Origin of the sequence: Siminovitchia fordii DSM 16014 = CIP 108821 (genome assembly GCF_000374565.1) — a bacterium.
Lineage (GTDB): Bacteria > Bacillota > Bacilli > Bacillales > Bacillaceae_C > Siminovitchia > Siminovitchia fordii.
Window position 1 is genome coordinate 20,104 of sequence record NZ_KB894707.1, and the last position, 11,949, is coordinate 32,052.

Here is an 11,949-nt window from a genome sequence, read left to right on the forward strand (position 1 = left end):
CGGGATTCTACCAATAAGAAAAAAGCCTGCGGAATCCGCAAGCTTCATTTCCCGTACTTATCCTGAAATGCCATATAAAATTTCATAAGTCCAACACCCTTAGCATGTTGACTATGGAAAGGAATTGGACGCAGGCTCTCTTTTTTTAGCGGATTATTCACCTGATCAGGATGATGGATAGTTTCAGCAAGAACTTTGCCTGCCATCACTGCCATCGCTGCCCCCTTGCCGCAATATCCGAAGGCGAAATATGTTCCGTCTTCCAACTGTCCGATATACGGAAGAAAATCCTGGGTAAATCCGACTTTCCCACCCCAACGATATTCAACACGTGCATCTTTCAATTGAGGAAAAACAGTGGTCATGCCTTCTCGTAGATTATCAAATAGCTTTCTTTGGGCCCGCTTGCCCAATGCCCTTCCGGACCCTCCAAATGCCATACGGTTATCGCCCGTTCTCCTGAAGTAATATAATAGATTCTTTGAATCAGAAACCGCTCGGTTTTTTGGTATTAATTCCTGTATGAGTTCTTCAGTTAATGGCTCTGTGGCAATCATGATGCTTTCAACAGGAATGACCGATTTTTTCAATGTATTATCCAGATTTCCTGCATAGGCATTCGTCACGATGACCACTTCATCGGCGATGACCCGTCCATTGGGAGTTGTGACGGTGACCTTGTCCGCAGAATCTCTTTTAACTTTTACAGCTTCTGAATTCTCAAAAATACTCCCGCCTAAGCCTTCCACTACATCTGCAAGGCCAAGCACAAATTTCAGTGGATGAAAATGGGCTCCTCTTTCATTAATCCGTGCTCCATGGTAAAAGTCCGTGTTCAATTCTGTTTTCATTTCGGATCGATCGATGATTGATATTTCATGAAAGTTAAATTTCTCGGCCAGGTATTCCTGATCTCTTTTGAATTTTTCCAGATGGGAAACTTTGTATGCCGGTCGGATATCCCCTTTTCTCACCAGATCACAAGAGATTCCGTTTTCCTTCGTTATGTTTTCTACCAAATCGATGGAGTCCAGTGACAGTTCCCACATCTTTTTTGCTGTTTCAAAACCTTTTTTCTGTGCAAAAGATTCCATTGTCCCGTGGTAACCGGTTAACAATTCTCCGCCATTCCTCCCGCTGGCTCCGTATCCCACGGTATTTTTCTCCAACACTATTGTTCGGTATCCCATTTTTTGCAAGTGATAAGAGGTAGACAGACCGGAAAAACCGCCGCCAATGATCACAATATCGCAATGTTGTTCGCCCTGCAGAGTTGGCCGGCTTTTCCGTTCCCCGGCTGTTGCCTCCCACATGGATAGAGAATCCACTTTTCATTCCCCCATCTTCCACAGTTCCGTTAGGAACCATACTTGTCTTGAAATGTTTTATAAAACTTCATGATTCCCACTGCTTTTGCATGTTGACTATGGAACGGAATGGGTCTCAATTTTTCTTTTCTCAGCGGGTTGATCACATCGTCCGAATGGGTGATTGTCCCTGCAAGGATTTTACCAGCCATCACTGCCATTGCTGCTCCGCGTCCACAGTATCCAAATGCAAAATGGGTTCCATCTTCGAGGTGGCCGATGTATGGAAGCATCTCCTGGGTAAATCCCACTTTACCGCCCCAGCGGAATTCAACTTTTGCCCCCTTCAATTGCGGGAATACTTCCACCATCCCATCCTGGAGTGTATCGAATAGCCGCAGTTGATCCCGCTTGCTGAAGGCCCTTCCGGATCCGCCGAAAGCCATTCGATTGTCTCTGGTTCTCCGGAAATAATATAGCAAGTTCTTTGAATCGGAAGCTGCACGGTTGTTGGGAATCATTTCCTTCATAAGTTCTTCAGTCAACGGTTCAGTTGCGATCATGATACTTTCCACCGGTACAACAGATCCTTTAATAGTTTTATTGAGGTTACCGGCATAGGCATTCGTAACGATAACAACTTCATCCGCTAAGACTCTTCCCTTCTCGGTTGTGACAACCACTTTGCCTTTTCTCTCAATCTTCAAAGCTTCGGAATGCTCATATATGATGGCTCCCCTTTCTTCAGCCAAGTCTGCAAGTCCTCTTGCAAACTTCAATGGATGGAAATGGGCTCCCCTTTCATTCGTCCGGGCACCATGATAAAAGGATGTGTTCACCTCAGATTTCATTTCATCCTTATCAAGAACATTCAGTTCATGAAAGTCGAAAACCTTTGCCATGTATTCTTGCTCTCTTTTGAATTTATCCAAATGAGATAATTTAAATGCGGGGCGGATGTCCCCATTCCTTACAAAATCGCAGTCTATGCCATGTTCTTTGATAATATGTTCAGTTATATCAATGGAATCTAACGACATTTGCCACATGGCCTTGGCTGTTTCCATTCCTTTCTTTGCGACCCAGGATTCCATCGTACCTTGAAAACCTGTTAACAACTCACCCCCATTTCTACCGCTCGCACCAAAACCTACATGATATTTTTCCAGTACAACTGTTTTATGCCCTTTTTCTTGTAAATGATAAGCTGTAGAAAGCCCAGTGTATCCAGCACCGATGACGACCACATCACAATGCCGATCGCCTTGGAGTGTCGGACGTTGTTTGCGTTCACCGGCTGTTGCTTCCCACATGGATAAAGAATCCACGTTCATTCCCCCATCTTGTAAGCTCTCGTAGTTTAATTTGATCTTTTGTCGTTTATATACTTAACCTTGCTTGGCAGGAGGTGAGTAATCCGGGTTTTTCCATTCCATCAGCGTCGCATATCCAAGAGATTCTTCATCCTTCGGAATATAACCTTTCATGACCCCTTTACATTCAAACCCGTTTCTTGTCTGGAAAACAATGACAGGATCAAAAATCTCTCCGTCCAATACTTTTCTGACATATTCTTCCGCTGTCATTTGATCCGCATACTGCTGATAGTTTGGAATCCTTCCTCCAAAAATGATGCTTTCCAGGTTCATGTCTTTTGCCAGTTTTCTCCGAGCCTCATATAATCGCTTGCCGACTTTCATTTTTCGATAATCAGGATGGACAACGACATCAATCCCGTACAGATTTTTGCCGTTAGGGTTATGGTTATCGATATAGCCTCCACCGGCAACATCATTAAAAGTATGATTTTCACCATAATCTTCAATATTTATTAGGACACTGGAACAGGATGCAATGAGTTTTCCGCCATACTCTACACAAAATTGTCCTTCCGGAAAATGCTTCAGGTGACTTTTATATTTCTCTTTCGTAGGAGCCATATCCTCATAGCCGTAACCTTTGATGGCCATGGGAACTAGCTCATCAATATCTTCCAAAGTAGTATTCCTTACAATGATTTTTACTTCTGTTGTCGTCATGTTAGTCCCTCCTGTTTAGCATTCTCTTTTAGAAACCTTTTCGGTGAAAGGTGATCCAGTTCAAATGTTGTTTTTCCTTCCAACACCAGGTCGGAAGCAATTTTTCCGATTGCAGTGGCCATCTTAAAGCCATGTCCTGAAAATCCGCCGAGCAAAATAATGCGGTCTTGATCATCGATACTACCGACTAAAGCATGCTCATCTGGTGTAAAGCCATCCATATAGACGCTTGCCCTGACAGGATCCGGATAAAGATCGGGCAGATATTGCTTCACAGCATTACGCAAAAGTTCAAGGTCTTCCGGCATAATGGTGCGGCTCAGGTCGTTCGGATGTTCAAGGATTCCATAATTGATATAAAATGCGGCCTTGACCATGCTGCCATCAAAGGTCGGAGTTCCATAAAACTTGTCTTCTCCAGATTCCCTTATATAGACAGGGAAGCGATCCGCCCGGAATTTCTTAATGTCTTTAGCTGCAAACCATCCCATGGCCAGTCGTTTAATGGTGATTTGGGATTTGTAGTCTGGCATAAAGACCCCTGTCCACGGCCCTGTTGAAATGACCACCTTGCCAAACTGATATTCTTTTCCATTTACAAATACCTTGACTCCACTCCTGCCACTTTCAATACCTTCTACAAGGGAGTGACTGAAAACCTTCGCCCCCAGCTTTTCAGCCTGTTTAACTGCAGATACAACTGCCAGTTCCGGCCGAAGTCCACCTGCCAATTTATCCAATACCATGATTTCTCCTGGTAGAAGGCGATGCTGCGGAAAACGTTTTTCCGCTTGTTCTCCCTCAAGAATTTCGTGCTCCAGACCGAACCTCTCAATGCTTTTTAGCACATTATCCATGAACGGGGTCCCAGGCTCTCCTATCATCAAGCCCCCGGTCAAATGAAGCAGCTCATTGCCTGATTCCTTTTCCAACTCCCTCCAAAGCCGGTAGGATTCTTTCATGATCGGAACATATTCCGATCCCTCGCCATAAGCAGTACGAAAGATTCTTGATTCTCCTCCTGCAGCGGAATAGTCATGCCCGATTCCGAATTGTTCAAAACCCATGACCGATACACCTTTCCGGGCAAGCTGCCATAAAGTCATGCTGCCCACGGTTCCTAAACCGATGATGCCTATATCTGCATCCATAAAAACCCTCCCATTGTGTAAGGCAAGTGCCTGATCACGCTATATTTTGATGAGTTGCAACTAAGAGATAGAATATTCCGACTCATACAATTCTGCATTCAAATCATTTTTTGAGATGCCATTCCTGCAGTCTTTGACTGACTTCTTCATAGTTCTCAGCCCAATATTTGGGGTCCATAATGACTTGGCTTTCTGCCTGTTCCGGAGATTGTCCGAGTCTTTCCTGGACTTCAGCAGGCAGCAGCTCTATTGCTTTTTCATTTACAGGTGAATAATCAATTGTCTCAGAAAAAGCAGCTTGGACTTCTGCACTTGTCGCAAAATGAATAAATTCCATTGCCAGTTCTTTATTCTTGGATCCTTTCGGAACTGCCCAGGATTCACTGGATAGGGTTGCTTGATTATAATGAAGGTCTACAGGAGCGTCGTCCTTTTTAGCTTCTGTGATGCGTCCATTCCAAGCTGTAGATACAGTTACAGTACCGGTGGAAAGAAGCTCGACAGGTTGTGCCCCCGCATCCCACCAAACAATTTCCGTTTTCTCTTTTAATTTATCAAGACTCTTAAACGCCCTGTCTACATCCAGTGGATAAAGGTTTTCAGGTTTTACGCCATCAGCCAGGAGAGCGATCTCCAATGTTTCAAGCGGATCATTATACAGACCGCGTGCCCCAGGAAACTTTTCTGTGTCCCAAAAATCCTGCCATGTTTTTGGGTGATTATCCTCTGAAAACTTGTCCGTACTGTATGCGATAACAGATGAATACATTTCAGCCCCTACAGAATATTCATTAGCCATTTCAGGGATGATATCTTCCTTGCTGACAACATCGTAATCAATAGGCTCCAGTAACCCCTGCTTCCCTGCCTGTTCTCCCCAGAATGTATCAATATTCACAACATCCCAGGTGACATTCCCTCCTTCAACCATGGCCTTTAATTTCCCATAGTCGGTTGGGGATTCGACTTCGATTTTTACATTGAATTCTTCTTCAAATGGCTTGAATATTGTGTCTTTGCGTGCATCTGTAACTGTGCCGCCCCAATCGACAACTACTAGTGTCTCAGGTTTTCCCCCTCCTGATCCTGAGCTTTCTGATCCTCCTGTCCCGCAGGCAGCGGCAAACAAGGAAAAGGATGATACAATTCCTGCCAATAATGCTTTTTTAAACATTTGTTTTCCCCCTCTAATTTTTATATCTATTGATTGCTTTTTGCTTTAACTGCCCGTTCAGAAAACCATCCTTGAAGCAGGTAAACAAAAACAATACCGATAATCAAGATAGTTGAAATTGCTGCAATTGTCGGGTCCACCTGTGTCCGCAAATCTTCCCACATTTTTACAGGCAATGTTTTTGTTGTGGGTCCCGCCAAGAAAACCGTTACGACCAACTCATCAAATGATGTAAGAAAGGCAAACAAAGCACCGGAAAATATTGCTGGCCGGATAAATGGAAAAGTCACTTTGAAAAATGCCTCAATTGGAGTGGACCCCAGTCCCATTGCTGCCAGTTCCAAATTTCGATCCATCCCTTTCAGACTTGCCAAGACAGTGACGAACACCATCGGTATGGACAGAATGGAATGCGACAGCACCATGCCTGTCATTGTTCCAGTCATCTGCAACGGCGAAAAGAAGCGGTAAAGCGCAATACCGACAATAATGACCGGAATGATCATAGGAGCCACCATTAGCCCCATGAATAGCTGTTTCCCTGGGAAATTCAATCGGACTACAGCATTTGCCGCAAGGGTTCCAATCACCACGGCTAAAATGGTCGTGAAAAAAGAAATCTGTAAACTGCGGAACAGGCTTTCCATCCAGGAAACATCTTCAAAGAATGCCTGATACCACTTGAAGGAATATCCTGGAGGCGGGAATTGAAAATAAGAAACAGACGTAAATGACATAACGAAAATGATGATAATCGGTGCAATTAAAGCTGTAAGTATGAGAGCAACCGTTCCTTTTAACCACATTTTCTATGTCACATCCTTTAAAACAGCGTTGTTACGCAATGCAAGGAATGCCAAACCTAGAATCACAATCGTTACAATAAACAACACTAGTGATAGTGCAGAAGCCAAATGCCAGTTTAAAGTTTTGTTAATGTAATTCTCAATGACCATAGAAATCATCATTTCACCTGAACCTCCGAGCAATGCCGGTGTGACAAAGAATCCAAGACTCATGACGAAAACCAAGAGAGAGCCGGCCAGTACCCCCGGCAATGAAAGCGGGAAGTTAATTTGGAAAAATGCTGTCAATGGGCGGGCGCCAAGGCCTTCAGCAGCCTGGTACAACCGTTGGTCAATCCCTTTCATGACTGAATAAAGACTGAAAAACATAAATGGATAAAGAACATGAACCATGCCAATCACCACACCTGTCGTGGTGTATAAAAGCTTGATCGGTTCATCTATAATCCCCAAAGCCAAGAGGAGCTGATTGATCACTCCCTGTTCCTGCAACATGACGATCCAGGAAAATGTGCGAACGAGCAGGCTTATCCAAAAAGGAATCATAGCCAAGGCAATGATGATGTTTTTCCATGTATTTGATTCAATCCTGATGAGGAGATAAGCGATTGGATAAGAGATCATCAATGAAATGAATGTCACTAGAAAAGAGATTTTCAAAGTGATCCAAATAACATCCAAATAGACTTTATTTGAAAAAATATGTTTTAAATATTCGAGGGTCAAACCATTGCTGTCGGCAATTCCCATCTTAAACAGCTCAACCATCGGATAAAGCAGCAATACTGCAACATAAACCAGCGGAATGATCATCAACAGCCATTTCAGCCCCGGGATTTTTGTAAGGAAACTTGGTGTCGGAACGCTGTAACCCGAAATAAGCTGTTTCTCCTGTTTTACATTTATCACACTCTCACTTCCTTTTTTAATGGACTGTTTAACAATCAAGAGGAGACTGCTTCTAATGCAGCGCTTTCATTATTTTTTGTTTCATCCTTCAAAATTGTGGCATCCTGTGGATTCCAGCCAAATTTCAATTCCTCCCCAACCGTAATGGCATGTGATAATAATGAAGGGATCTTTATTTTCAGTTCTTCTCCTTTTTTTGTTTTGACTATAACGATGAGCGCTTCTCCGACATAAATGACAGACATCACTTTTGCCTGAATTGTGTTTTTCAAGGTCTTTCCGTAATCTGCAAGTTGGATATTTTCGGGACGGAGTGCGACCAAGACCGATTTTGTATCATGTGACTTCCCTCTTGTCTGGATTGTAACCACATGCCCATTTGACAATTGAATGCTGGCGTTTTCGGAATCCTCATTTACCATGATTCCTTTAAGAAGATTGATTTCGCCGATGAACTCGGCAACAAATCTATTCTTGGGATATTTGTATAAGTTTTCAGGTGTATCAATCTGTTCGATTCCTCCGTTGTTCATGACACAGATCCGGTCAGACATCGTCAACGCTTCCTCTTGGTCATGTGTGACAGATATGGTGGTAATGCCCAGGCTTTCCTGGATATTTTTAATCTCTATCTGCATATGCTGTCTCAAGTTTTTATCCAGTGCGCTTAGCGGTTCGTCCAATAATAGAAGAGGCGGTCTGAAAACAATGGCTCTTGCCAAAGCCACACGCTGTTGCTGCCCTCCACTCATTTGAGCAGGAAAATGATTGGCATATTGCTCAAGATGGACGATTTTCAATACTTCTTCCACTTTTTGTTTGGCTTCCTGCTTTTTCACTTTGCGCCGTTTCAGCGGATAAGCGATATTTTCAGCCACAGTCATATGCGGGAAAAGGGCATAGTTTTGAAAAACCATCCCGATGTTTCTTTCATAAGGTTTTTTGGCAGAAATGTTCTCATTACTTAACATAATCGCTCCGGAACTGACTTCTTCGAATCCGGCTATCAGTTTCAATAGCGTCGTCTTTCCTGATCCGCTTGGACCAAGAATCGTGAAAAACTCTCCCTGTTCAACACTTACATTCGCATTGTGAACTGCTCTAAATTTTTTATAATACTTCGAGACATTTTGTATCTCTAAGTTGCTTGCCATAGGACTGCCCCTCCCTTTTTTATTAAAAAACTAAAATATTCCAAAAATTATAAGTGAGATTTTCAAAAACCAATAAAATTTGGGAATAGCCGGTATGCCGGATTCCAAAAACGCTTACATAAATCTGTACTATTTTTTAAAAATACAATTTCATCAAAATACGACATTTATTTTAATTTATTTGTTTATAAATAATAGCTTGAATTTTAATAAATGTAAAATATATAATAAAATTAATTATTATATATTTTGTATATAAAGGTGATATAAATGGATTTCCAAAAGCTAAAATATTTTATTGCTGTTGTTGATAATGGAACCGTTTCCAAAGCAGCCAAGGCCCTTAACATGACCCAGCCTCCTTTAAGCATGCTTTTAAAAAAATTCGAGGAAGAGATTGGAGTACAATTATTCAGAAGAGAAGGAAAGCGCCTATTTCTGACAGACTCTGGTCAATTTGTCTATCAACGGGGGATTGAACTGTTGGCAAGCTCTGAAGCCATTCTTCAGGAAGCAAGGGAATATCAGCAGGATCACCGTGGAAATGTATCTATCGGATGTGCGACAGTATCAAACTTTTCATTGATTCCTGAAATAATTAAGCGGATGCAAGATCAATCGTTTAATATATCCACTCACGTAAAGGAGGGTTCAACTCCTTTTATCTTGGAACATCTGCGCTTTCACAAATTGGATATTGGGATTGTGAGGAATGTATACAATAGGAGTGATTTAATAACTACTAAGTTATTGACAGAACCTGTAATGGTTGCACTCCCGCCAAGTCATCCCTTTGCCGGAAAAAAATCGATAACACTGGAAGAGTTAAACAATGAGAACTTTTTACTTCATCACTCATCATACGAGTATAATATTTCGGACACCATCATCATGGAGTGTAAAAAAAGAGGATTTACACCGAATATCATCTATTGGGGAACCGAAACATTGCCGATGTTGGGGATGGTCAAAGCCGGCATGGGGATTACCTTCCCTCCCAAATCTGTCATTAAAAGCATAGGTATCGATCTGCCTCCATTGGTAGAGCTTTCAGATCCTGCCATTACCACCACTTTGAACATGGTGACAGTGAAAAACAAAGTGAAAAAGGAAGCGGTCGATCTTTTTTTAACGATTACTAAAGAAGTTATTGAGGAAATGGAAGAGGAATTTGGGATTTAAAAGTGGAATGAGGGTCCATCACGAACGTACAGGAACATGGCATTCCAAACAAAATAAAACAGCCCCTGATTACCGGAGGCTGTAAATTTTTATGATCTAGTTTTATATAAACTGTTTCAACTTTCGTTCTCTTTCTTCCCGCTCACTCTCAGATGCCAAGTCGTATTTTTTCAATAAGTGGAATACCTCATTCAGGGTTTCCTGCGGCTGCTCTCTTTTTAAAAATTGTCCCAGATCCTCTGCCAAACTTTTCGGCAGAAATTCTTCTTGGCTTTCAAGCTTTGCCACTACACTTTCACGTGAATGGTCAATATTACATTTTCCCATTTCTATCACCTTTCCATTCGTTGTTTTCCTATCGTTTCAACATTTCTTCCAGTCTTGCCAACTTTTCGTTCCTCTCTTTTCTCGCCTCGATGGCTTGATCCAGTGTGATGGACACAAACCGGCATGTGGAAAGCGGACGGGATTGGGCGATCAGATCCAGATCCTGGCTAATCACTGTTCCGATGGTGACAAAACCGCCCCCGGTTGTTGCATCATTTTGCAGAACAATTAGTTCTTCTTCATTCGGGAACATGATTCCGCCTATCGGATAGGCAAAGTCCACTACATTCGTAAAGCTGCTCCCCGCTCCGAATGGTGGATCTTCTTCTATAAAAGAAACTTTTGCCCCTTTATACCTGTAGGCAACCCGGTTTGATTCAGGCGAAACGCTCCATTCCGAATTTAAAAATGCCTTTAAGCCCTCATCACTGATCATATGCCCTTTGATTCCCATCGTCACTCTGATTTCCTGTGAGCGTCCGAAGCCAGGGACAAATTCTTCCGGAACCGATTTGCCTGCTTGTTTGAAAACTCCGGGCAAGGGTTCATTGATGTTCACCTTGTCACTTTTGGCCAGTTTTCTTCCCTTATATCCGCCAATTTTACTTAGTTCATATGTTGATCTGCTGCCGAGGACTTCCGGGACATCTATCCCACCGGACACACATAAAAAAGCCTTCACTCCGTCCCGGCACGCATTAAGAGTAAGGACATCCCCTTCATGAACCACTATCGCTTCCCAAAAACTCACTAAACGGCCGTTTACAAAAGCATCCATCGGAGCTCCAGTCATAGCTATCACTGTATTTTTGTGAAATATCATTTTTCCGCCAAATAAAGTCATTTCCAATCCAGGGAAATCAACTGGGTTGCCAACAAGAAGATTCCCTGCAATGAATGAATATTTATCTGCTGCACCTGAAGGCGGTACTCCCAAATGATAGTTTCCAAGCCGTCCCAAATCCTGTACAGTGGTCCATAACCCCGGTTCAATGATTTCTATCATGTTAAAAATCTCCTGTCAATTCACGGATATATTCATTTCCTTTTTCGGCATATTCCAATGGGGACAGATCTATATTTTTCATCCGGTATTTATATGTTCCTGCCTCAACGGCTTCACGAATCCGTCCGTATTCAGATTCATCGATCGACCGGTATTTCCAAATGTCTCCCGGACGCGCCAAAAAATAAGACTCCAGTTCAGGTAAATATTTTTCATGATCCACGACAGGGATGGCGGACATGCCGATGAGTTGGTAGCTCCCCGGGCCATTAACCGGGTATATGACATTGAAGGCTCCTCCGATTCCAATGCTTCGGGCAGGCGTATCTGTCCGGGGACTTGCGTATTTCGGTGCCTGGATCATCTCCTTAGGCTGGATACCCAGCGGAAAATGCCAGGCGGTTCCGGGAAGAAAGCCGACCATCGTAATCAAATAGGGTGTACTTGAATGCTTTTCAATAAAAGCCTCCTTATTTTTGAATCCGTTTAACCGCATCACATATTCAAAGTTTGTTTTTTCGGAGGAATCATGCCTGCTTTTGAACCGTTCGGAATATTCCCCGGTTATGGGATCATCATACCAGATTGGAATTTCTACAATCCGAACAGACAAGTTCAATTCCTTCGGGTCGCTTTTCGTCAAGTCGATTTCCCTTAGATAGTCCAGAAGATCCCGGGCTGAAATAATGTCCGGGTTATAACGTACCAAATAAGAGGCGTTGGAGGAGGCAATGTCCGTTATGCCGGGAATGTTCCTTTTTCGCAATTCCGTGGTAATTGCCAATGCCTTAAAGTTACTTTCTACCCTCATATCGCGGGAAATTTCGGCATATATATACTCATCACCGCCAAAATTAAAATTCGTTTCAGGCAATGTAAACAATGTCTCCACCT

At 42.7% G+C, this 11,949-nt stretch carries 12 protein-coding genes; 1 reads left to right on the forward strand and 11 read right to left on the reverse strand.

All coding sequences use genetic code 11. The features are described 5' to 3' along the window. Positions 1–44 precede the first annotated feature (44 nt). From C509_RS24920 to C509_RS0119770, 8 genes are all read right to left on the reverse strand, one after another. Entirely contained in the window at positions 45–1,328 is a 1,284-nt protein-coding gene (locus C509_RS24920) for an NAD(P)/FAD-dependent oxidoreductase (protein WP_018708661.1), read from the reverse strand. A 29-nt stretch (positions 1,329–1,357) separates the two neighbouring features. Continuing rightward, positions 1,358–2,635, reverse strand: a complete 1,278-nt coding sequence (locus tag C509_RS24325; RefSeq protein ID WP_018708662.1) for an NAD(P)/FAD-dependent oxidoreductase — start codon at positions 2,633–2,635, stop codon at positions 1,358–1,360. Between the two features lie 60 nt (positions 2,636–2,695). Next, positions 2,696–3,346: a GNAT family N-acetyltransferase gene (locus C509_RS24330; RefSeq protein ID WP_018708663.1), complete on the reverse strand. Its 651-nt coding sequence runs from the start codon at positions 3,344–3,346 to the stop codon at positions 2,696–2,698. Then, complete coding sequence (gene solA, locus C509_RS0119750; RefSeq protein WP_018708664.1) at positions 3,343–4,497, reverse strand: N-methyl-L-tryptophan oxidase; 1,155 nt, start codon at positions 4,495–4,497, stop codon at positions 3,343–3,345. Before solA ends, C509_RS24330 begins: the two co-directional genes overlap by 4 nt. 103 nt (positions 4,498–4,600) lie before the next feature. Continuing rightward, positions 4,601–5,671: an ABC transporter substrate-binding protein gene (locus tag C509_RS0119755; RefSeq protein WP_018708665.1), complete on the reverse strand. Its 1,071-nt coding sequence runs from the start codon at positions 5,669–5,671 to the stop codon at positions 4,601–4,603. 26 nt (positions 5,672–5,697) lie between these two features. Continuing rightward, positions 5,698–6,477, reverse strand: coding sequence for an ABC transporter permease (locus C509_RS0119760; protein ID WP_018708666.1), 780 nt, complete (start codon positions 6,475–6,477; stop codon positions 5,698–5,700). Positions 6,478–6,480: 3 nt separating this feature from the next. Beyond that, complete coding sequence (locus C509_RS0119765; protein ID WP_018708667.1) at positions 6,481–7,425, reverse strand: ABC transporter permease; 945 nt, start codon at positions 7,423–7,425, stop codon at positions 6,481–6,483. After that, complete coding sequence (locus C509_RS0119770) at positions 7,422–8,540, reverse strand: ABC transporter ATP-binding protein (RefSeq protein WP_018708668.1); 1,119 nt, start codon at positions 8,538–8,540, stop codon at positions 7,422–7,424. Before C509_RS0119770 ends, C509_RS0119765 begins: the two co-directional genes overlap by 4 nt. Positions 8,541–8,810: 270 nt before the next feature. On the opposite strand from C509_RS0119770, the gene C509_RS0119775 reads away from it, so the two are divergent. Beyond that, positions 8,811–9,722 carry a LysR family transcriptional regulator gene (locus C509_RS0119775; RefSeq protein ID WP_018708669.1) on the forward strand — a complete coding sequence of 304 codons (912 nt, stop codon included), beginning with the start codon at positions 8,811–8,813 and terminating at the stop codon, positions 9,720–9,722. A gap of 102 nt (positions 9,723–9,824) precedes the next feature. On the opposite strand, the gene C509_RS0119780 is transcribed toward C509_RS0119775, so the two are convergent. The 3 genes from C509_RS0119780 to C509_RS0119790 are packed head-to-tail and all read right to left on the reverse strand — an operon-like array spanning position 9,825 to position 11,947. After that, positions 9,825–10,049 (reverse strand): hypothetical protein, encoded by a 225-nt coding sequence (locus tag C509_RS0119780; RefSeq protein ID WP_018708670.1) that lies wholly within the window; start codon positions 10,047–10,049, stop codon positions 9,825–9,827. A gap of 28 nt (positions 10,050–10,077) precedes the next feature. After that, on the reverse strand, positions 10,078–11,055 hold the full coding sequence (locus tag C509_RS0119785; protein WP_018708671.1) for a 5-oxoprolinase subunit C family protein: 978 nt from the start codon (positions 11,053–11,055) through the stop codon (positions 10,078–10,080). 1 nt (position 11,056) lies between these two features. Continuing rightward, a complete protein-coding gene (locus tag C509_RS0119790; protein WP_033370404.1) occupies positions 11,057–11,947 on the reverse strand; it encodes a 5-oxoprolinase subunit B family protein in 891 nt (296 codons plus the stop codon). Between the last annotated feature and the right edge of the window lie 2 nt (positions 11,948–11,949).

What these genes read in the sequence shown, in the direction of transcription:
- C509_RS24330 (WP_018708663.1), bottom strand. Translation starts at nt 3,346, where the DNA reads ATGACGACAACAGAAGTAAAAATCATTGTAAGGAATACTACTTTGGAA.
- solA (WP_018708664.1), bottom strand. Translation starts at nt 4,497, where the DNA reads ATGGATGCAGATATAGGCATCATCGGTTTAGGAACCGTGGGCAGCATG.
- C509_RS0119755 (WP_018708665.1), bottom strand. Translation starts at nt 5,671, where the DNA reads ATGTTTAAAAAAGCATTATTGGCAGGAATTGTATCATCCTTTTCCTTG.
- C509_RS0119760 (WP_018708666.1), bottom strand. Translation starts at nt 6,477, where the DNA reads ATGTGGTTAAAAGGAACGGTTGCTCTCATACTTACAGCTTTAATTGCA.
- C509_RS0119770 (WP_018708668.1), bottom strand. Translation starts at nt 8,540, where the DNA reads ATGGCAAGCAACTTAGAGATACAAAATGTCTCGAAGTATTATAAAAAA.
- C509_RS0119775 (WP_018708669.1), top strand. Translation starts at nt 8,811, where the DNA reads ATGGATTTCCAAAAGCTAAAATATTTTATTGCTGTTGTTGATAATGGA.
- C509_RS0119780 (WP_018708670.1), bottom strand. Translation starts at nt 10,049, where the DNA reads ATGGGAAAATGTAATATTGACCATTCACGTGAAAGTGTAGTGGCAAAG.
- C509_RS0119785 (WP_018708671.1), bottom strand. Translation starts at nt 11,055, where the DNA reads ATGATAGAAATCATTGAACCGGGGTTATGGACCACTGTACAGGATTTG.